The organism is Caballeronia zhejiangensis (genome assembly GCF_022879815.1).
Lineage (GTDB): Bacteria > Pseudomonadota > Gammaproteobacteria > Burkholderiales > Burkholderiaceae > Caballeronia > Caballeronia zhejiangensis.
Map to the genome: position 1 here is coordinate 238,969 of NZ_CP084284.1, position 21,249 is coordinate 260,217.

The 21,249-nt window shown below is 63.6% G+C and carries 17 protein-coding genes and 1 tRNA gene; 12 read left to right on the plus strand and 6 right to left on the minus strand.

Going from position 1 to position 21,249, the window contains the following annotated elements; all coding sequences use genetic code 11:
- Positions 1-9 precede the first annotated feature (9 nt).
- Both dxs and folE2 read left to right on the plus strand, forming a co-directional pair.
- The gene (gene dxs / locus LDZ23_RS15595; protein ID WP_008353967.1) at positions 10-1,926 is read left to right on the plus strand and encodes a 1-deoxy-D-xylulose-5-phosphate synthase; all 1,917 of its coding nucleotides are present in this window, start codon (positions 10-12) and stop codon (positions 1,924-1,926) included.
- 146 nt (positions 1,927-2,072) lie between these two features.
- Positions 2,073-2,879: a GTP cyclohydrolase FolE2 gene (gene folE2 / locus LDZ23_RS15600; protein WP_008353966.1), complete on the plus strand. Its 807-nt coding sequence runs from the start codon at positions 2,073-2,075 to the stop codon at positions 2,877-2,879.
- Positions 2,880-2,883: 4 nt separating this feature from the next.
- On the opposite strand, the gene LDZ23_RS15605 is transcribed toward folE2, so the two are convergent.
- Positions 2,884-3,801, minus strand: a complete 918-nt coding sequence (locus LDZ23_RS15605) for a LysR substrate-binding domain-containing protein (RefSeq protein WP_008353965.1) — start codon at positions 3,799-3,801, stop codon at positions 2,884-2,886.
- 105 nt (positions 3,802-3,906) lie between these two features.
- Here LDZ23_RS15605 and LDZ23_RS15610 point away from each other — a divergent pair, with 105 nt between their 5' ends.
- Positions 3,907-5,130, plus strand: coding sequence for an MFS transporter (locus LDZ23_RS15610; RefSeq protein WP_008353964.1), 1,224 nt, complete (start codon positions 3,907-3,909; stop codon positions 5,128-5,130).
- A 39-nt stretch (positions 5,131-5,169) separates the two neighbouring features.
- Positions 5,170-5,796 (plus strand): glutathione S-transferase family protein, encoded by a 627-nt coding sequence (locus LDZ23_RS15615; RefSeq protein WP_008353963.1) that lies wholly within the window; start codon positions 5,170-5,172, stop codon positions 5,794-5,796.
- Between the two features lie 6 nt (positions 5,797-5,802).
- Here the strand turns inward: LDZ23_RS15615 and tsaD are convergent, their stop codons facing one another.
- The gene (gene tsaD, locus LDZ23_RS15620) at positions 5,803-6,831 is read right to left on the minus strand and encodes a tRNA (adenosine(37)-N6)-threonylcarbamoyltransferase complex transferase subunit TsaD (RefSeq protein WP_008353961.1); all 1,029 of its coding nucleotides are present in this window, start codon (positions 6,829-6,831) and stop codon (positions 5,803-5,805) included.
- A 75-nt stretch (positions 6,832-6,906) separates the two neighbouring features.
- Between tsaD and LDZ23_RS15625 the strand changes: the two genes are divergently transcribed.
- The 6 genes from LDZ23_RS15625 (at position 6,907) to LDZ23_RS15650 (ending at position 14,190) form a co-directional block, all read left to right on the plus strand.
- Positions 6,907-8,133, plus strand: a complete 1,227-nt coding sequence (locus LDZ23_RS15625) for a BaiN/RdsA family NAD(P)/FAD-dependent oxidoreductase (protein ID WP_008353960.1) — start codon at positions 6,907-6,909, stop codon at positions 8,131-8,133.
- Between the two features lie 213 nt (positions 8,134-8,346).
- A complete protein-coding gene (locus LDZ23_RS15630) occupies positions 8,347-8,793 on the plus strand; it encodes a GatB/YqeY domain-containing protein (RefSeq protein WP_008353959.1) in 447 nt (148 codons plus the stop codon).
- Between the two features lie 19 nt (positions 8,794-8,812).
- Positions 8,813-10,690, plus strand: coding sequence for a DNA primase (gene dnaG, locus LDZ23_RS15635; protein ID WP_008353957.1), 1,878 nt, complete (start codon positions 8,813-8,815; stop codon positions 10,688-10,690).
- Positions 10,691-11,099: 409 nt separating this feature from the next.
- Positions 11,100-13,157: an RNA polymerase sigma factor RpoD gene (gene rpoD / locus LDZ23_RS15640; RefSeq protein WP_075583507.1), complete on the plus strand. Its 2,058-nt coding sequence runs from the start codon at positions 11,100-11,102 to the stop codon at positions 13,155-13,157.
- A gap of 125 nt (positions 13,158-13,282) precedes the next feature.
- Positions 13,283-13,359, plus strand: a tRNA-Ile gene (locus tag LDZ23_RS15645).
- A 525-nt stretch (positions 13,360-13,884) separates the two neighbouring features.
- Positions 13,885-14,190, plus strand: coding sequence for a hypothetical protein (locus tag LDZ23_RS15650; RefSeq protein WP_008353954.1), 306 nt, complete (start codon positions 13,885-13,887; stop codon positions 14,188-14,190).
- A 93-nt stretch (positions 14,191-14,283) separates the two neighbouring features.
- Here LDZ23_RS15650 and LDZ23_RS15655 read toward each other — a convergent pair whose 3' ends face one another.
- The 4 genes from LDZ23_RS15655 to LDZ23_RS15670 all read right to left on the minus strand — a co-directional run bounded on the left by LDZ23_RS15655 (position 14,284) and on the right by LDZ23_RS15670 (position 19,059).
- Complete coding sequence (locus tag LDZ23_RS15655; protein ID WP_008353953.1) at positions 14,284-15,414, minus strand: amidohydrolase family protein; 1,131 nt, start codon at positions 15,412-15,414, stop codon at positions 14,284-14,286.
- Between the two features lie 2 nt (positions 15,415-15,416).
- Positions 15,417-16,724: an MFS transporter gene (locus LDZ23_RS15660; RefSeq protein WP_008353952.1), complete on the minus strand. Its 1,308-nt coding sequence runs from the start codon at positions 16,722-16,724 to the stop codon at positions 15,417-15,419.
- A gap of 80 nt (positions 16,725-16,804) precedes the next feature.
- Complete coding sequence (locus tag LDZ23_RS15665) at positions 16,805-18,079, minus strand: CaiB/BaiF CoA transferase family protein (RefSeq protein WP_008353951.1); 1,275 nt, start codon at positions 18,077-18,079, stop codon at positions 16,805-16,807.
- Positions 18,076-19,059 carry a hydroxymethylglutaryl-CoA lyase gene (locus tag LDZ23_RS15670; protein WP_008353950.1) on the minus strand — a complete coding sequence of 328 codons (984 nt, stop codon included), beginning with the start codon at positions 19,057-19,059 and terminating at the stop codon, positions 18,076-18,078. Before LDZ23_RS15670 ends, LDZ23_RS15665 begins: the two co-directional genes overlap by 4 nt.
- 156 nt (positions 19,060-19,215) lie before the next feature.
- Between LDZ23_RS15670 and LDZ23_RS15675 the strand changes: the two genes are divergently transcribed.
- The gene (locus LDZ23_RS15675; protein WP_244808186.1) at positions 19,216-20,010 is read left to right on the plus strand and encodes an IclR family transcriptional regulator; all 795 of its coding nucleotides are present in this window, start codon (positions 19,216-19,218) and stop codon (positions 20,008-20,010) included.
- Between the two features lie 391 nt (positions 20,011-20,401).
- Entirely contained in the window at positions 20,402-21,247 is an 846-nt protein-coding gene (locus LDZ23_RS15680) for a sugar phosphate isomerase/epimerase family protein (RefSeq protein ID WP_008353948.1), read from the plus strand.
- Positions 21,248-21,249 lie beyond the last annotated feature (2 nt).

Here is a 21,249-nt window from a genome sequence, read left to right on the forward strand (position 1 = left end):
GGGACGACGATGTACGACTTGCTGAAAACCATCGACGATCCGGCCGATCTCCGCGCCCTCGATCGCCGCCAATTGCAACCGCTGGCCGACGAGCTGCGAGCCTACGTGCTCGATAGCGTGTCCCAGACGGGCGGCCATCTGTCGTCCAATCTGGGCACGGTGGAGCTGACCATCGCGTTGCACTATGTGTTCGATACGCCTAATGACCGCATCGTCTGGGACGTCGGTCATCAGACGTATCCGCACAAGATCCTGACCGGCCGCCGCGATCAGATGCCGGGGCTGCGCCAGCTCGGCGGCATCTCCGGTTTCCCGCGCCGCGCCGAATCCGAATACGACACCTTCGGCACCGCGCATTCGAGCACGTCGATTTCGGCTGCGCTCGGCATGGCGATCGCCAACAAGCTGCAGGGCGACAACCGCTTTTCGATCGCCGTGATCGGCGACGGCGCGATGACCGCGGGCATGGCCTTCGAAGCGATGAACAACGCGGGCGTCGCCGACGACGTGCCGCTGCTCGTCATCCTCAACGACAACGACATGTCGATTTCGCCGCCGGTCGGCGCGTTGAATCGCCATCTCGCGCGTCTGATGTCGGGCCGTTTCTACGCCGCCGCGCGCGCGGGCGTCGAACGCGTGCTGCGCCATGCGCCGCCCGTGCTCGATCTCGCGCGCAAGCTCGAAGAGCACGCGAAGGGCATGATCGTACCGGCCACGCTATTCGAGGAGTTCGGCTTCAACTACATCGGCCCGATCGACGGTCACGATCTCGATTCGCTGATCCCGACGCTGCAGAACATCAAGGAACTGCGCGGCCCGCAATTCCTGCACGTCGTCACGAAGAAAGGCCAGGGCTACAAGCTCGCGGAAGCCGATCCGGTGCTGTATCACGGTCCGGGCAAGTTCAATCCGGCTGAAGGCATCAAGCCGTCGACGGCGCCATCGAAGAAGACTTACACGCAGGTGTTCGGCGAATGGCTGTGCGACGCCGCAGCGCAAGACTCGCGCGTGGTCGGCATCACGCCGGCGATGCGCGAAGGCTCCGGCATGGTCGAGTTCGAGAAGCGCTTCCCGGACCGCTATTTCGATGTCGGCATCGCCGAACAGCACGCGGTGACCTTCGCGGGCGGCCTGGCCGCGGACGGCATGAAGCCGGTCGTCGCCATCTATTCGACCTTCCTGCAACGCGCGTATGACCAACTGATCCACGACGTCGCGCTGCAGAATCTGCCAGTCGTGTTCGCGATCGATCGCGCGGGCCTCGTCGGCGCGGACGGCGCGACGCACGCGGGCAACTACGATCTCGCGTTCCTGCGCTGCATCCCGAACATGACGGTGATGGCCGCGTCGGACGAAAACGAGTGCCGCCAGATGCTCTACACGGCGCTGCAGCAGCCGAACCCGACGGCCGTGCGCTATCCGCGCGGCGCGGGCACCGGCGTGGCGACGGTCAAGCAGATGACCGCGATTCCGGTCGGCAAGGGCGAGATTCGCCGCGAGTCGTCGCAAAAGCTGGGCTCGGGCAAGCGCATCGCTATTTGCGCGTTCGGCACGATGGTCGCGCCGTCGCTCGCCGCCGCCGAGGAACTGGATTTGACCGTCGCCAACATGCGCTTCGTGAAACCGGTCGACGCCGATCTGCTGCGCGAACTCGCCGCCACGCACGACGCGATCGTCACGATCGAAGAAGGCACGATCATGGGCGGCGCGGGTTCCGCGTGCGTCGAAGCGCTGCTTGCAAGCTCCATCGTGAAGCCCGTGCTGCAACTCGGCTTGCCGGACGTGTTCATCGATCACGGCGATCCGGCCAAGCTGCTGTCGAGCGTCGGACTGGACGCGGCTGGCATCGCCAAGTCGATTCGCGAGCGCTTCATCGACGCAATCGAAAGCGCCAACGCAGGGAAGCTGACGAAGCGCGTCGCCTGACGACGCTTCGCTCGAACGGCGCGCTCGGGGTGCGCCGTGCATCAACGCTTTGGCACACGGCGCGGGCATCGTCCCGCGCCGTGTGCGCTTGAACGTATCGACCCGCTCGCGTCTTGCGCGACGCGCGGCGCATAAGGACAAAACAAATGAATCAGATGAATCCCGCCTTCGTGATGCCCGACGTCCAGAGCACGCCCGACACGCGTCAGATCGCGATTCAGCGCGTCGGCGTCAAGGGCGTGCGCTATCCGCTGACGGTGCTGACGGAAGACGGGCTGAAGCCGACCGTCGGCGTATGGAACCTCGACGTGCATCTGCCCGCGGAACAGAAGGGCACGCACATGTCGCGTTTCGTCGCGTTGCTGGAAGAGCACCGGCTGCCGGTCGATCAGCACGCGCTGCGCGGATTGCTCTCGCTGATGCTGGCGAAGCTCGAAGCGCACTCCGGCCGTATCGAAGTGACGATGCCGTACTTCGTCATGAAGACCGCGCCGGTCTCGGGCGTGAAGAGCTTGCTGGACTACGAAGTGACGTTTATCGCCGAGCGGCGTGACGGCGACACGCGCATGTCGATCAAGGTGCTCGTGCCGGTGACGAGCCTGTGCCCGTGCTCGAAGAAGATTTCGCAGTACGGCGCGCACAACCAGCGCTCGCACGTCACGATTGCGGCGGAATTGGCCGACGAGATGGCGGTGGAGGAACTGATCCGCATCGCCGAGGAAGAGGCGTCGTGCGAACTGTGGGGCTTGCTGAAGCGTCCGGACGAGAAGTTCGTCACCGAGCGCGCGTATGAAAATCCGAAGTTCGTCGAGGACCTCGTGCGCGATGTCGCGACGCGCCTGAACGCCGACGCGCGCATCGTCGCCTATACGCTCGAAGCCGAGAACTTCGAGTCGATCCACAATCACAGTGCGTATGCCGTGATCGAGCGCGACAAGCGCCGCGACGCCTGAACGTCTAGGCAAGCGCCGTTTCCGTGGAAACGTGCGCTTCCCGCACCGATTCCACCACGAGCGACGCCAGCCGCTCGACGAGCGGCGAGCCCTTTCCCGACGCGCGATGCAGCGCGAGCGGAATCGACGGCAGCGCGGGCAAACCGCCTTCGCCGCCATCGAGCGGACGAACGGTCGACGGCAGGCCGTAGCTCGTTCGCACCGTCACGCCGAGTCCCGCCGCTGCCGCCGCCCACAGTCCGGACAGGCTCGGGCTCGTGAACGCCACACGCCATTTGATGCCCGCACGGTCGAGCGCCGCCGCCGCCGCGCTGTGGAAGAGACACGGCCGATCGAAAACGATGAGCGGCAAGGGCTCGTCGGCGTCGAAATGCCAGGGAACGGTCGATGACGCAATCCAGCGCATCGGCGGCGCGGCGATCGGCTCGGGCAGATTCGACGCCTGACTTTCATCCGGCACGCCCGCCGCGCCCCACACGAGCGCGAGATCGAGCTGCGCGCCGCCGATGCGCTCCAGCAGTTCCGTATTCCGCGCGACGCGCGCTTCGATCCGCACTTTCGGGTGCGCTCGCGCGAAGCGTCCGAGCACATCGGGCAGCACGACTTCGCCGAAATCTTCCTGCAGACCGAGCCGGATCCAGCCTTCCAGATCGACGCCGCGAACCGCGACCGCGGCTTCGTCGTTCAGCTCGACGAGCCGCCGCGCGTAGTTGAGCATGACCTCGCCGGCATCGGTGAGTGCGAGCCCGCGTCCCGATTTGCGAAACAGCGGTGTGCCCGCCTGTTCTTCCAGCTTGTGAATCTGGGCGCTGACGGCGGACGTCGAACGCCCGACGCGATCGGCTGCTTTCGCGAAACTCCCGAGGTCCACGCCCGCGACGAAGCTGCGCAACACCGCGAGGTCGAAGGTTGTCTGGCTCATGATGACAGTCCCGATTTGATGAACGGTCCGTCGCAAACTTTGCGATTTTCAGGATGATGTTAAGCGTTCAAACTGGCCCCAGTCAACTTTTCGATGGACTGCGACATGGCCATTTCTCTCGCTTTGAACACCAAAACCGCACTCGGCGATGGACACCGCTGGAAAGTGCTCGGCGTGGGCGTCGCGGCGAACGCGAGCGTGTCGGCGGCGGCGACGGGCTTTCCGACGACCGCCGTCTGGGTGCGCGGCGCCTACCATCTGAGCAACGGGCAACTGGGCGTCGTGCTGGGCGCCCTAGGCTTGGGCGTCGCGCTGTCCGAATTGCCGTGTGGCGTTCTCACCGACAAGTGGGGCGACCGTCCCGTCCTGCTGACCGGTCTTTTTTCGACGGCCGCGGTGCTCGTCGCGATGACTTTGTTCGCGACGCCCGCGACGGCGAGCTTCGGCTGGCTCGTCTTCGCGATGTGCGCGCTCGGCCTGCTCGGCGGCAGCGTCAATGGGTCGAGCGGACGCGCGGTGATGGCGTGGTTCGGCGAAGGCGAGCGCGGCCTCGCGATGAGCATTCGCCAGACGGCTGTGCCGCTCGGCGGCGGCATCGGCGCGGCGTTGCTGCCGTGGCTCGCGTCGTCGCATGGTTTCGGGGCGGTATTCGGCGCGCTCGCCGCGATGTGCGCGCTGTCCGGCATTTTCGCCTGGCGCTGGCTTCACGAGCCGGCTGAAGCAGTTCATCGGGCGATTCGGAGCGCAGGCGCCGCGCCGCTGAAAAACGCGCTGGTCTGGCGCGTCGTGCTGGGCATCGGCATCTTGTGCGTGCCGCAGTTCGCGGTGCTGAGTTTCGCGACGATCTTCATGCACGCCGCCGCGCACTTCGGCCTGACCGCGATCAGCACGACGATGGCGACGCTCCAGATCGGTGCGATCGCGATGCGCGTCTGGAGCGGCCGCCACACCGACCGGCACCGCAACCGCCGCACGTACCTGCGCGTATCGACGATCGTCGCGTGCGCGTCGTTCGTCGTGCTCGGTATCGCGACGGCGCTCGGCGCGGTCCATTGGCCCGTTTTGCTCGCGGCGATGCTGATTCTCGCGGGCGTCTGCGTGTCGGCATGGCACGGCGTCGCGTACACGGAACTGGCGACGCTCGCGGGCACCGAACGCGCGGGCACCGCGCTCGGCATGGCGAACACGGCGGTCTTCGTCGGCTTTTTCGTGACGCCGCTCGCCATTCCGCACGTGCTCGCGATCGGTTCCTGGCCGATGGTCTGGCTCGGGGCGGGCGTGTGCGCGTCGCTCGCGTGGCCGTTGTTTCCGAGGCACGCGCGCGCTTAAACTGGCCGTCCACGTCATCACCACCACGCGGAGCGCATCTTGATTCTCATCGGCCAATACGATTCCCCGTTCGTGCGGCGCGTCGGCATCGCGCTGAAGCTCTACGACATGGCGTTCGAGCATCGCCCGTGGTCGGTGTTCGGCGACGCCGACAAGATCGCGCCGTACAACCCGCTGTGCCGCGTGCCGACGCTCGTGCTCGATTCCGGCGATACGCTCATCGAAAGCACGATGATCCTCGACTATCTCGACGCAGAGGCGGGCGATGCGCGCGCTTTGATTCCATCGGGCGGGCCGGAGCGACGTCAGGCGCTGAAGGTCTGCGCGCTCGCGACCGGTCTCGCCGACAAGGCCGTCGCGCTCGTCTACGAACGCGTGCTGCACAAGGAGAAATCGCAGGCGTGGCTCGATCGCTGCACGGGGCAGGTCGAGCGTGTGTTGAATGCGCTGGAAGCGGACCGCGCTGCGCGTGCGACGCCTTACTGGTTCGGCGATGCAATCGGCCACGCCGATATCGCCGTGGCCTGCGCGCTGCGCTTCGCGCGCGAGGCGCATCCGGAAATTTTCAGCGCGACGCGCTGGCCGACGCTCATCGGCCATAGCGATCGCTGCGAAACGCTGCCCGTCTTCAAGGCGATCGTGCAGCCGTTCAATCCGCCTCGATAAAGTGGCTCAGGCGCGCGCGAGCGACGTGAGATCCCAGCGCGGCTTCACGGTGAACGCGTAGTCGCGCAGGGCCTGCTCCGGCCAGCGCGACAGGCGCAGCGCGCCCGCGAGCGCGATCATCGCGCCGTTGTCGGTGCATAGCGACAGGTCGGGGTAATGCACGTCGAAGCGGCGCTTTTTCGCCGCCGCCGACAGCGCCTCGCGCAACTGCCGGTTCGCGCCGACGCCGCCCGCCACGACGAGCCGCTTCAACCCCGTTTTCTTCAGCGCGGCGAGCGATTTAGCGACGAGCACGTCCACGGCCGCATCGACGAAACCGCGCGCGAGATCGGCCTTGGCCTGCTCGCAGACGTTGTTGCCGAGCTTGCGGCTGTGCGTGAGCACGGCGGTTTTCAGGCCGCTGAAGCTGAAATCGAGATCGCCGGAATGGAGCATCGGACGCGGCAGCGCGACCGCGCCGGACGTGCCGAATTCCGCGAGCCGCGACACTTCCGGCCCGCCCGGATAGCCGAGGCCGAGCAGCTTCGCGGTCTTGTCGAAGGCTTCGCCGGCGGCGTCGTCGAGTGTTTCGCCGAGCGTCTCGTAGACGCCGACATCGGTCACGCGCATCAACTGCGTGTGTCCGCCGGACACGAGCAGCGCGACGAACGGAAAGGGCGGCGGCGCGTCGACGAGCAGCGGCGACAGCAAATGCCCTTCCAGATGATGGATGCCGACGGTCGGCTTGTCCCACGCCATCGCCAGCGCATTCGCGATGCTCGCGCCGACGAGCAGCGCCCCCGCGAGCCCCGGCCCTTGCGTGAACGCGATGGCGTCGATGTCGCCGCGCTGTGCGCCGGACTTGTCGAGCACTTCCTCCAGCAGCGGCAGCGCGCGGCGGATGTGATCGCGCGAAGCCAGTTCGGGCACGACGCCGCCGTAATCGCGATGCATCGCGATCTGCGAATGAAGGGCGTGCGAAAGCAGGCCGCGCTCGGTGTCGTAGAGTGCGAGGCCGGTTTCGTCGCAGGAGCTTTCGATGCCTAGAACTAGCATGGATTCAATGCGTTAGAGGAACAGAAAAGTATAGCAGCGGGCGTGATCGAGCGTGTCGAAGGTAAAATGCGCGCCATGGAATCCTTCGATATCGCCGTCATCGGCGCGGGCGCGGCCGGCATGATGTGCGCGGCCGTGGCCGCTCAATCCGGACGCCGCGTCGTCCTTCTCGACCACGCAGAGCGTCTCGCCGAAAAAATCCGCATCTCCGGCGGCGGGCGCTGCAACTTCACGAACATCAACGCGCAGCCTGCCAATTTTCTGTCGGCGAATCCGCATTTTTGCCGCTCCGCGCTCGCCCGCTACACGCCGCGCGATTTTCTCGCGCTGCTCAAGCAATACCGCGTGAAGTGGCACGAGAAGCACAAGGGCCAGCTCTTCTGCGACGACTCCAGCGAGACCATCATCGACGTGCTCAAAAGCGAGTGCGATGCCGGTCGCGTCGCGTGGCGGCGTCCGGTCGCCGTGCATGAGGTCCGTCACGACGGCGCGCGTTTCGCGCTCGATACGAACGCGGGCACGATCGGCGCGGCGGCGCTCGTGATCGCGACCGGCGGCCTGTCGATTCCGAAGATCGGCGCGACGGATTTCGGCTATCGCGTCGCCAAGCAGTTCGGCCACAAGCTCGTCGATACGCGTCCGGCGCTCGTGCCGCTCACGTTCACGTCCGCCGACTGGGCGCCGTTCGCGCAGCTGTCGGGGCTTTCGCTGCCGGTTCGCATCAGCACGGGCAAAGGCAAGACGCGCGGCGAATTCGACGAAGACTTGCTGCTCACGCATCGCGGCGTGTCGGGGCCGGGCGTGCTGCAGATTTCGAGCTACTGGAACACGTCGGAGCCGATTCACGTCGATCTGCTTCCCGACCTCGATCCGACCGCCATGCTGATCGAAGCCAAAGCCGGCTCGAAAAAGCAGATCGGCAATTTTCTGGCCGAGCACGTTCCCGCGCGTCTCGCGCACGCGTGGCTCGAAGCGCAGCGCGTGCCGGTCGACGCGCGCCTCGCCGATCTGCCGGATCGCACGCTGAAAGCGATCGGCGCATCGCTGTCGGACTGGACGCTCACGCCGAGCGGCACCGAAGGCTATCGCAAGGCGGAAGTCACGCGCGGCGGCGTCGACACGCGCGAGCTTTCATCCGCGACGATGATGAGCGAGCGCGTCGCGGGGCTGTATTTCATCGGCGAGGCGGTCGATGTCACCGGCTGGCTCGGCGGCTATAACTTCCAGTGGGCGTGGGCTTCGGGCGTCGCCGCGGGCAAGGCCGCCGCGGAGTACGCGCGAGACGCGGCGACGACCGCCTGAGGGCGTCCGTCCGGGGGTTTTGGCGAGTCTCGAAACGCGGACCCGTTTGCTATACTCGGACGGTCATCGGAGGATTCTCTCCGCTTTCCGCTGGCGCCAGGAAGGCTGTCTGCTAATCCCGCTTGAGGAGGCGTTCCCAAGCGGGTTTTTGCTTTCGCGGGACCGCCGCGCGCCGGCCGGAATTCAAACTTTCGCAATTGCACCGGGTGAACGATGAGCCTCAAAGACCAGATCAACGACGACATGAAGACTGCCATGCGCGCGAAGGAAACCGAGCGTCTCGGCACGATTCGTCTGCTGCTCGCGGCAATCAAGCAGCGCGAAGTCGACGATCGCGTCACGCTCGACGACGCGGGCATCACCGCCGTCATCGACAAGATGATCAAGCAGCGCAAGGATTCGATCAGCCAGTTCGAAGCCGCGAGCCGCACCGATCTCGCCGACAAGGAGAAAGCGGAGCTGGCGGTGCTGGCGGCGTATATGCCCGAACAGCTTTCCGCCGAAGCGATCGCTGCCGAAGTCCAGGCAGCCGTCGCCGCGACCGGCGCCGCCGGGCCGCAGGACATGGGCAAGGTGATGGGCGTGCTGAAGCCGAAGCTCGCCGGCAAGGCCGACATGACCGCCGTCTCCGCGCAGGTGAAAGCCGCACTCGCCAAGTAACGTCCGCAGCTTTCGATCGGTGATTCCGCACGCTTTCCTGCAGGATTTGCTCAACCGCGTCGACATCGTCGACGTGGTGGGCCGCTACGTCCAGTTAAAAAAGGGCGGCGCGAATTTCATGGGCCTTTGCCCATTTCACAACGAGAAAAGCCCGTCGTTCACGGTCAGCCCGACCAAGCAGTTCTATCACTGCTTCGGCTGCGGCGCGCACGGCACCGCGATCGGCTTTCTGATGGAGCATACCGGGCTCACGTTTCCCGAGGCCGTGAAAGACCTGGCGCAAGGCGCCGGCCTGACGGTTCCGCAGGAGCCTTCCAACTCGTTCCGCGGTGGCGGCGGCGACAGCGCACCGAGCAAGGCGGTCAGCGTCGCGTTGACGGACGTCATGCAGACGGCGTGCGATTTCTATCGCAAGCAGTTGCGCGGCGCGCCGAACGCCATCGAATATCTGAAAAAGCGCGGCTTGACCGGTGAGGTCGCCGCGCGCTTCGGGCTCGGCTACGCGCCGGATGGCTGGCAGAACCTCGAGGCGGCCTTTCCCGATTATCGGGATGAAAACCTGGTCGAGTCGGGTTTGGTGATCGTCAGCGAAAAAACGGATTCTCAAGGACAGGCGCGACGTTACGATCGTTTTCGCGAACGCGTGATGTTCCCGATCCGCAATGTGAAGGGCAACGTGATCGGCTTCGGCGGGCGCGTGCTCGACGGGGGCGAGCCTAAATATCTGAACTCGCCGGAGACGCCGCTGTTCAGCAAGGGCAGCGAGCTGTACGGCCTGTTCGAAGCGCGCTTGGCGATTCGTGAACTGGGTTACGTGCTCGTCGTCGAAGGGTATATGGACGTCGTCGCGCTCGCTCAACTGGGTTTTGCGAACGCCGTGGCGACGCTCGGCACGGCGTGTACGCCGATCCACGTGCAGAAGCTGTTTCGTCAGACGGATACCGTCGTCTTCAGTTTCGACGGCGATTCGGCCGGGCGGCGAGCCGCGCGTCGCGCGCTGGAAGCGGCGCTGCCGCACGCTGCGGACAACCGGACCATCAAGTTCCTCTTTCTGCCGAAGGAGCACGATCCGGACAGCTACGTGCGCGAGTTCGGCACGGACGGGTTCGGCGAGCAGGTCGATCGCGCGATGCCGCTGTCGCAGTTCCTACTGAACGAGGTACTGAACGACAAGGAGCTGGAGCAGCCCGAAGGCCGAGCGAAAGCGCTCTTCGACGCTAAACCGCTGCTGCAGGCGCTGCCCGCAAACGCGTTGCGGGTGCAGATCCTGCATATGCTCGCGGACCGGCTCGACACGCCGTTCACCGAAATCGCCGCGCTATGCGACATCGATTCGCGCGCTGCGGCCGTCGCGCGGGCAAACGTGCCGAAGAGCGAGCGGCGCCGCGTCACCGGACAGGAACAGCGCGCGCTGCGCAATCTGGTGATGTATCCGGGCATCGCGGTTTCGCTCGATCAGGACAGCGAGCGCACCCTCGTAACGATGACCGAGCACGGCGAATTGTTCAGCGAAGTGATCTCGCACGCGCGCGAACTCGGCGATGCCGCGCAGTTCCAGTTGCTGTCGGAGATCTTGAGAAATGCAGCAAACGCGCCCACATACGACGATATCTTTCAGGAAATTCTCGCCTATGATGAAAACGTTCGCGATTTGCTGATGCGCGATCCGTCCGATGAGGACGCGGCGCAGCGAGTCGAGGAACAAAAGCGTCTGCTGGCGGAAGAATTGCAAGCAACAGTGGTGAAGCTGAGGCACGACAGCTACCGGGCGCGGCTGGATCAACTGGCGCGGCAATCGAGTCTGTCGGCGGAAGAGGTCGCGGAGTTCTCGGAGTTGTCGGCGAGAGTGGCGCAGATCAAGGCTGGGCGGGGCGCCGGCGCGGATGGCGCAAGGTGAGAATGCTATAATAAAAAGTTCAAGTGAATTGCTTTTTGTCAACTGTTCAGGCGCTTTCGTCGTTTTTTCACGGTAGATGGGCGGCAGCGGTCGAGCAGTTGGCAAAGGGCATGTGAAGTTGTTTGCAGAGGGAAGCGAAGCAGGAAGGCGCTGGCTGAATGGGCCGTAGGCGACGAAGGTGGCACACGCCGCATAAGTCACACGAAACGGGCCGATAAGCACGCCGGCGAACAGACGGGCGCAAGGGAAGCGGCTGCTATCGAGGGTAGGGCGAGGAGACGATTCACACTCGTCCGAACCGCGATGGCGCCCCGGGCAGGGCACGCAGGACGAAGCAGCGTGCGCGTATTGGGTATTCACGGTTCCATCGGCTGTTGTCCAGCAGCCGCGAGTCGAGACTAAAGCCGGTATGGCGAACTCCATGACGAAAAAGCTGAACGATGTATCCGTCGAAGACGACGCAATGCAAAACGCAGAGTCTGGCGCCGCTCCTGCGGCGAAGGTCGAAAAGGCGAAGGCCCGCGATCGCCGCGCGAAGGAAAAAGCGCTGCTGAAGGACGCGTTCTCGTCGAGCGCGCCCGGCACCGTCGAGGAATTGGAAGAGCGGCGCGGCAAGCTGCGCGCGCTCATCAAGCTCGGCAAGGAGCGCGGCTTCCTCACCTACGGCGAGATCAACGACCACCTTCCGGACAACTTCACGGAAACCGAGGCGATCGAAGGCATCATCAGCACGTTCAATGACATGGGCGTGGCGGTGTACGAGCAAGCGCCCGATGCCGAAACGCTGCTGCTGAACGACAACGCGCCGAACGCGTCGTCCGACGACGAAGTCGAGGAAGAGGCCGAAGTCGCGCTTTCCACGGTCGATTCCGAATTCGGCCGCACGACCGATCCGGTCCGCATGTACATGCGCGAGATGGGCACCGTCGAACTGTTGACGCGCGAAGGCGAAATCGAGATCGCGAAGCGCATCGAAGACGGCCTCAAGCACATGGTCATGGCGATCTCCGCGTGCCCGACGACCATCGCCGACATTCTCGCGATGGCCGAGCGCGTGCAGAACGAGGAAGTGCGCGTCGATGAACTCGTCGACGGCCTGATCGATCCGAACGCGCAGGACACCGATGGCTTCTCCGAGCAGGAAGCGGAAGCGATCGAATCGGAAGAAGAAGAGACCGCGGAAGAGGGCGAAGAGGAAGAGGAAGAAGAGGACGACGGCAGCGCGCAGGCAAGCGCGAACGCCGCTCAACTCGAAGCACTCAAGCTCCAGTCGCTCGAGAAGTTCGCGCTCATCAGCGAATGGTTCGACAAGATGCGCCGCGCCTACGAGAAGGAAGGCTATAAATCGAAGGCGTATCTGAAGGCGCAGGAAGCCATTCAGACGGAACTCATGAACATTCGCTTCACCGCGCGTACCGTCGAGCGCCTGTGCGATACGCTGCGCGCGCAAGTGGACGAAGTGCGTCAGGTCGAGCGGCAGATCCTGCATACGGTTGTCGACAAGTGCGGCATGCCGCGCGCCGAGTTCATCACGCGATTCCCCGGCAACGAGACGGATCTCGAATGGTCCGACAAGGTCGTCGCCGAGGGTCACGAGTACAGCGCGGTGCTGGAGCGCAATATTCCGGCGATCCGCGAGCAGCAGCAGCGTCTGCTGGATTTGCAGGCGCGCGTCGTTCTGCCGTTGAAGGATCTGAAGGAAACCAACCGTCAGATGGCGGCGGGCGAGTTGAAGGCGCGTCAGGCGAAGCGCGAAATGACGGAGGCGAATCTGCGCCTCGTGATTTCCATCGCGAAGAAGTACACGAATCGTGGCCTGCAGTTCCTCGATCTGATCCAGGAAGGCAACATTGGCTTGATGAAGGCGGTGGACAAGTTCGAATATCGTCGCGGCTACAAGTTTTCGACGTACGCGACGTGGTGGATTCGTCAGGCGATCACGCGTTCGATCGCGGATCAGGCGCGCACCATTCGCATTCCGGTCCACATGATCGAAACGATCAACAAGATGAACCGTATTTCGCGGCAGATCTTGCAGGAGACCGGGCTCGAGCCGGATCCGGCGACGCTCGCCGAGAAGATGGAAATGCCCGAGGACAAGATCCGCAAGATCATGAAGATCGCGAAGGAGCCGATCTCCATGGAAACGCCGATCGGCGACGACGACGATTCGCATCTCGGCGATTTCATCGAGGATACGAACACGGTGGCGCCGTCCGATGCCGCGCTGCATGCATCGATGCGCGACGTCGTGAAGGACGTGCTCGATTCGCTGACGCCGCGCGAGGCGAAGGTGCTGCGCATGCGGTTCGGGATCGAGATGAGCACGGATCACACGCTGGAAGAGGTCGGCAAGCAGTTCGACGTGACGCGTGAGCGGATTCGCCAGATCGAGGCGAAGGCGCTGCGCAAGCTGCGGCATCCGAGCCGGTCGGACAAGTTGAAGTCGTTCCTCGAAGGCAACTGACGGGACTTGTTTTGAGAGGCGTTGTGAGGCAAACTCGCTACCCTTCGTAGTCGCCTCGCGCAATGATCTGAAGTGACAGGAAGCGCCGTTTGCGGCGCTTTCTTTTTGCACGCTCTGCCTGCACAGGGCCGGAAGCTTAACTGGTATAAGCTGTCGACTCATAATCGACCGATAGTGGGTTCGAGCCCCACCCGGCCCACCAGCACTTGCTCAAAAGTATCAGGGGGTTAGCGGATTTGCGTCCCTGATAAGGCGCTTTCGGGGACACTCGGGGACAAAGTGGGTCACGTGACCCACTCGGGCTTTTTGACACTCGCGCATCTCACCGCCGCCGGTTCAAGAGACGTTCACGCTTGCCGATACGCTTGAGCATATTTGCGAGATCGCCGAGGAGCGCGGCGGGCTATGCCTGTCGAGCGAATGCAGAACGATATGCAGGTACTGGCAGCAAAACATAGCGGGCGCTGTGTTTCGAAGCACTATACCGATGCGCAAACGTCTCTGCTTTGGCAGTGCGAAGAAGGACATCGCTGGCGTGCCAAGCTCGGTAAGGTCAACAGAAGCCGGTGTCCGGTGTGTGCCTTCGATCGCAAGCGTCTGGGCATTGGAAACACGCACGAAATTTGCCGCAGGTTACGGCGGAAAGTGCCTGTCCGACGATTACACAAACAATAGTGTCCTATTGCGCTGGGGATGTGCAAAGGGGCATACGTGGCAGGCGAAGCCCGTGAAGATCATGATCGGCCATTGGTGCCGGACCTGTGCGGTCGAACGGACACGTCTAGGCGTTGAGAAGATGCACGACGCCGCTGCGATGCACGGTGGCAAGTGTTTGTCGGAGACCGACGTCAACACCATCACGCCGTTGGAATGGCAATGCATGGACGGGCATACCTGGAGTGCAAGGCCCGAGAGCACCATTCGGACCGGAAGCTGCTGTCCGGTGTGCCGAGCGGTGAAAATAGCGCAGGCCAGAAAATCCGGCTTAAATTTGAAGAAGGTTTCGAAGGGCAAAGTCCCGATTCTGCTGTGAAGAGTCCGGATTGGTTCTCTGATGGCGCTGGTGGGTCAAACGCGGTGACGCTTGCGGGTCAGGGGCGATCTCGCCCCTGACAGCTCAGCCAACTCAGCCCAGGCGATACACCCTCGAAACCGTCCCCCGAAACAACGCCTGACGTTCCGCAGCACTTGCCTGTGAAGTCAATCGCTTGAACGCGTTCCAGCCGTTACTGAACGGGTAAGAACCCTTATCGACCGGAAAATTGCTTTCGAACATGCAGCGATCCGCGCCGAACGCTTCGATGCAGGTCAGCATCCACGGCTTCCAGGCTTCGGACAATTCAATCGATGAAGGTGGCCGCTCACCTTTTTCGAAGTCGAAACCGTTGATACGCATTCCGAGTCCGCCCACCTTCACATAAACGTTCGGCAACCGCGCAAGTTCGCGCATCGAACGCGACCATGCATCGAAGACCTCCTTGCGCTGATCCGCGTAGCTGGCGATTCTGACCACTCCCCCACAGTGATTGACGATGAACGGCGTGTCGGGATTTGCCTTCGCCAAATCGAACAATTCGGGAAGCTGAGGGAAGAACAGCCATGCGTCGTAGGAGAGGCCCAAGGCTTTCAACTGCGCGACGCCCGCACGATAACCGGAGTCGAGCAGAAGCCCGCGAGGAACTGCCGAAAGCGGGTTCACTAGCGTGGCGTCCGCATCCCAGGTTACGAGGTGCCGTACACCGCGCAAGCGGCCGTCGCCGGCCTCGAGTTCCGCTTCGAGTACGTCTCGCACGGCAGCGCCGCGACGGAGATCCGCGTATCCGACGATGCCCTTCGCTACCTGCGGCTTCTCTTCCTGCATCGGCGCGGTGACTTGAGCCACATACTCCACTTCGCCGATCGGCCGCATCGGTTCCGGACCCGTGGTGCGGTACCGCGTAAGCGCCTGCATGAAGACAGACGCGGTAATGTTGTGCCCGGACCGTGCATCCTCGAGATACTCGTCGAGCAAATACGTCCAACCCGGGCGCTCATAAAAGTGGTGATGCGCGTCGATGATCGGCATCTCCGGTTCGAGCGCCGCTTCCTTTCCGGATGCAAGCCACTCTGCCCGAACCGGCAGGTAATTGCTGGTCGTACTCATACTGCGCGTTTCCTCTTTGGCGAATGCGTGGCGCACGCTCAGCGCGGGCATCGCGATGGATGCGGCGACCGCGCCAAGCAGCCGGCGCCGGTGAATCGATTGAAGAGTTTGCATGGTCACTTTCCCTTGTTGAACGCGTAGAGGGAAAGCGTCAGCAACGTCGTGAACGCGAGTACGACGGCCAGACCGATCATGCCCGCGGTGAACGTGCCGAAACTATCCTTCAGATAGCCGACCAGATACGGACCGGCAAAGCCGCCCAGCGCGCCGATGGAGTTGATCAGCGCCAGTCCGCCGGCGGCCGCCTGACCCGACAGGAACCGGGCAGGCAGCGTGTAGAAAATCGTTCGGCCTGCGATGGTGCCGATCAACGCCAGCGTGATGCCCGTCAACGCAGGCACCAGTTGCTGAAAATATGTCGAGATGCCGAGCGCGATCGCGCCGATGAAAAGACCAGCCGCGAGGTTGGCGATATGGCCACCGCGGCGATCGACGCGCTTCGCCCACCACAAGAGCGCGATGGTCGCGAAGAAATACGGCACCGCCGATACCCAGCCCGTCTGGGTCACGCTCATGCCGTGCGCCTTGAGCATCTGCGGCAGCCATATGCCGATGCCGTAGGAGCCCATCGTGAAGCCGAAGGAAATCATCGCGAGGATGTACATCCGCACATCTTTGAGCGCTGCGCCGAAATCCTTTTTCTTCTGGCTCGCAGTGCCCTCGCGATCGAACGCGCTTTGCAGCGCCTGACGCTCCTCGGGCGAGAGCCACTTCGCATCGGCGGGTTTGTCCGCGAGCATCTTCAGGACGAAGAAGCCGAGAATGCACGCCGGCAGGCCTTCGACGATAAACATCCATTTCCATCCGGCAAGGCCGAGCAAGCCGTCCATCTTCAGCAGCCAGGTCGACAGCGGTCCGCCCACTAGCGACGAAAGCGGCGTCGAGACCGTGAACCATGCGAGCACCCGAGTGCGATAACTGGCCGGAAACCACACTGCGAGGAAGAAGATCACGCCAGGGAAGAATCCGGCCTCGCCGATTCCCAGCAGAAGACGAATCACGTAGAAGCTCGTCGGTCCAACCGCGAGCGCCGTCGCGGCGGCGAAGAAGCCCCACGTGATCATGATGCGCGCGAGCCATCGCCGGGCGCCGAAGCGATACAGCGCCAGGTTGCTCGGCACTTCGCACAGGCAATAACCCGCGAACATGATGCCCGCGCCCCAGCCGAACTGCGTCGCGGTCAAGCCGAGGTCGCGGTTCATCGTCAGCGCGGCGAACCCGACGCTGGTGCGATCGAGATAGTTGAAGAAATAGGCGAGCGCAAGCAAGGGGATGAAACGCCACGCGGCCTTTCTGACGGCCTGCTGTTCGAGCGTCGTATCGACCGCGCTCTCGGCCGTCATGTTCGATGAAATGGATGTCATGCTTCGTCTCCGGACGGAATACCCAACGCGCGGGCTCATGCCGGCCTACGCGAAGCGGCGTTCCTTTTATGCTGTTGTGCTCAGGCGCTCGCCAGTTCGTTGGCGGAGGGACTGGAAGGATCGTGGGAAAAGGCCGCCTGGCACTTCACGATGCCGGCGTCCGCCAACTGCCTCAGGTCTTCCGATGAGTAACCCAGCTCCAGAAGCAGCGCCTGCGTGTCCTGACCCAGCGAAGGCGGACCTGCGCGAAGCCGCAGACGCTCGCCGCCAAGGGTCAAAGGCAGCAATGCGGTCTTCGTCTGTACTGCTTTGCCCGCGCCGCTTGCGTCGGATGGCAGGGTGACATCGGCAAGTCCGTCCGTTGCGAGCAGATGCGGATCGTCGAAAAGATCCTGCGGCTTCGTGATCGGCGCGTACGGCAGCCCGCAGCGCTCGAAGATGGCGCCGATCTCGGCAGCAGTGAACGCTTCCATGTGGGCGCGAAGCCGCGGCATCAGCCATTCGCGGGCTTGCACGCGCTGATTGTTGCTGGCGATACGCGCGTCGGCCTTCAGATCGTCGAGGCCGAAGGCATCGCAGAAGAGCGCCCATTGCGTATCGGAGACGACCGCCAGGAAGATCTGATCGCCGTTCTTCACCGAAAAGACGTCATAGACTGCCCAGGCCGAAATGCGGCTTGGCATCGGCGCGGCGGTTTGTCCCGTCACGGCGTATTGCATCATGTGCTGCGCCACGAGAAACACGTTGTTCTCGAACAGGGCGCTCTGCACCTCTTGTCCGCGGCCGGTCCGCTCGCGTTGTGCCAGCGCCGCCATTGCGCCGATCGCGCCGAACATGCCGCCCATGATGTCGTTGACGCTCGTGCCTGCCCGCAAGGGTCTGCCTTCGGGACCGGTCATGTACGCGAGACCGCCCATCATCTGCACGACTTCGTCGAGCGCGGTGCGATGGTCGTAGGGACCGGGCAGGAAGCCCTTGTGCGACACATAGATCAGACGAGGATTGAGTCTGCACAAGGCCGAATAGCCGAGGCCGAGCTTGTCCACGGTGCCGCTCTTGAAGTTCTCGCTGAAGACATCGGCGTTCGCAAGCAGCTTGTGCACGATCTCCACGCCGCGCGGGTCCTTCAGATCGACGGCGATGCTTTTCTTGTTGCGGTTGAACGTGCTGAAGAAGCCTGCTCCCGAGCCTCGCAGATTGCGGGTGCTGTCGCCGGTGATCGGCTCGACCTTGATCACTTCCGCGCCGAGGTCTGCCAGCACCATGCCGCACGTCGGCCCCATCACCATGTGCGTCATCTCTACGACGCGCACGCCGCTGTACGGCAAGGACTGATCCGATTGCACTTCGCTCATTGCGCCGCTCCCAACAAACAGCCTTCCGGCTGGGGCGCACTCGGCGCGCGCCCGTCTGCGTACGAGAAACCTTTCGGCAATCCCGCGTCCTGTACGTGTCCGTAGAGCGCTTCGCCCGGAAGCGCCTGTGCGAGGATCGAGCGCGCGGCAATGAGCTTGTCGATGTCCATGCCCGTGTCGTAGCCCATCGCCTCGAGTAGAAACGCGAGGTCTTCGGTAACGATGTTCCCCGTCGCGCCCGGCGCGTAGGGACAGCCGCCGAGGCCCGCCTGACTCGAATCGATCGTGGTGACGCCGGCATCGAGTGCCGCCACGACATTCGCCAGGCCTTGACCGCGCGTGTTGTGGAAATGAGCGCCGCCCGCCTTCGCGCCGACTTCCGATTGCAGCCGGCGAAACAGGCGGCGAACCTGAACGGGGTTGGCATAACCGCTCGTATCGGACAGGCCGATTTCGTCGACACCGCATTCGGCCATCGCGAGGCACATGCGCATCGTCTGGTCGTCGGTCACGGTGCCCGCGATCGTGCAGCCGAATGCGACCGATACACCCGCTTCGATTTCTGTTCCGGGGAACTGCTCATCGCGCAGCGCGACGATGCTGCGCACCTCATCGATCAACTGCGCGGTCGTTTTGCGGACATTAGCCAACGCATGTTCATCGGTGACGGACACCGGCAACGTGACTTTATGGACGCCGGCTTCGAACGCGCTTTGCGAGCCGCGCAGGTTCGGCGCCAGTACAGCGACACGAAGGTCCGGAATGGATAACGCGTGAGCGACGACTTCGCGGATATCGGCCATTTGGGGCAGAAGTTTCGGCGGAACGAACGATCCCACTTCGATCTCCTTGAGTCCCGCTGCCGCCAGCGCGGATATCCATTCGAGTTTCGCGGACGTCGGCATGACGCTTCGGATGCTCTGCAAGCCGTCGCGCGGGCCGACTTCGCTGATCAGTATTCGGCGATGTGAGGCGCTCATTTCGCTCCTTCGTTCTGTCAGATAGACCTGTGTTTTGTTAGAGAGAACTTTAGGCGAAGATGTCTATCACTGAAAGCGGGGTTAACCCCGGATTTCAGAACTAGAGTTCTACCGGATAGAACTGTATAGTCGTGGAATTTGATTCGGGAGCGGTGCATGACCAAGGAAGACCAGCCGTCCGATACGAACGAGGCGTCGAGCGGCGTCGCCGTTCTTGACCGGGCGTTCGCCATACTCAATGCCTTCGGGCCGACCGACGACCAGCTGACCCTGACCGAGCTTTCACGCCGGACCGAGCTTTATAAGAGTACGGTTTTGAGACTGCTCGGCGCTTTGGAGCATGGCGGATTCATCCGGAAGTTGAGCGACGGGCAATACGCAATCGGTCATCAGCCGTTGCGGCTTGCGACGCTCTATCAGCGGTCGTTTCAGGTGGGGCCTGTGATCGAACCGTTGCTTCAGCAGTTGAGCCGGGACTTGGGCGAAACGGCCAGTTTCTACGTACGCCAGGGCGATCAACGTCTCGTGTTGTATCGCGTCGAACCTAGCCGCAGCGTTCGGGTATCGATTCGCGTCGGAGAGGAGTTCGCGATCGATAAGGGCGCCTCCGGCAAAGTCCTGCTCGCGTTCTCGGAGACACAGGATCCGCGCTGGCAAGAGATCCGCGAACGGCTATGGGCCACCTCGTTTGGCGAGAGGGATCCGGAAACGGCATCGGCCTCGGTGCCCGTGTTCAATTCGACCGGCGAGTTGCAGGGCGCGTTGACGCTTTCAGGACCCAAGGGCCGTTTCGATGCTCCGGCGGTCATCGATGCAGCATTGGCGATGTTGCTCGATAGCGCGCGGCGAGCGACCGTCGCACTGGGCGGAAACGGATCGAGATATGACGCGAGCATCGCGAGCTTCGTGAAAGCGCCGCCAGCCGCCGATGGAAGCGAGCGCTCTGCCTGAAGGACGGCAGTCACATGCTTTCACGCGCACGCCGCACGGATGAAGTCGGGAATCTCGACGGCTTTCAGCTTTCCATCGGCTTGCTTGACACACAGCGCGCGCGTCGCGCGAAATTCGCAGATCAGCGTTTCACCGCACACGATCCGATGCCGCTGAACGTAACGCGGCCGCGTAGCACTTGCTAGATCGATCTACTTGCCTTAGAGTCTTTTGACCAGGCCGAGCGTGCCCTGACCGCCCCGCCCAGGTCGACGCACGAACAATCTGCTCGCCGATAACGTGACCCCGACGCGGCCGCCGCGCTCGGCCTCGCGGGCACACGTGGCCCGCGTGATCCGCACGATGGCTGCGTCGACGGCGGCCCGATGATCCAACGTTTCTGAGGTGAACCATGCGTGAACTTAACGGGCGCGGCGATCTCTGCTGCATCAACACGGGCACGCTCGGCTATCGCGAGCCGATCGAAGTCACGGCCGGACGCATCGCCGAACAGGGCTTCGGCTGGATCACGCCGTGGCGTCAGGAAATCGACGAGAACAATCCGCAAGCAGCCGCCAGTGCGATCCGCGCGGCCGGCCTGAAGGTCGGCGCGTATTGCCGCACGGCGTATTTCGCGGCCAACGACGCCGCGGGCCGTCGCGCCGCGATCGATTCCAACCGCCGCGCGCTGGAGACCGCGGCCGTGCTGGGCGCGCCGATGCTCGTCGCCGTCGTCGGCGGATTGCCGCCCGGTTCGCGCGATATCGACGATGCACGCGAGCAGATTCTCGACGGTCTCGCCGCCTTGCAGCCGACGATGAACGAAACAGGCGTGCGCGTCGCGCTCGAGCCCTTGCATCCGGTGTACGCGGCCGATCGCAGCCTGCTCAATACGCTCGACCAGGCGCTGGACTGGTGCGACCGGCTGGACCCGTCGCGCGAGGGAGGCTTCGGCGTGGCCATCGACGCTTACCATGTCTGGTGGGATCCGGCGCTGATGCCCGCCATCGCGCGCGCGGGCGACCGGATCCTCGCGCTGCACGTATGCGACTGGCTGGTCGAAACCCGCGATCCGTTGCAGGACCGCGGAATGATGGGCGATGGCGTCATCGATCTCAAGCGGCTGCGCGCGGCGGTGGAAGCCGCCGGTTACGACGGTCCCGTCGAAGTGGAGATTTTTTCCCGGCTCGACTGGTGGGCGCGCCCGGCCGACGAGACGTTGCGGATCTGCCGCGAGCGCCTGTTCGAGTGCTGCTGAGC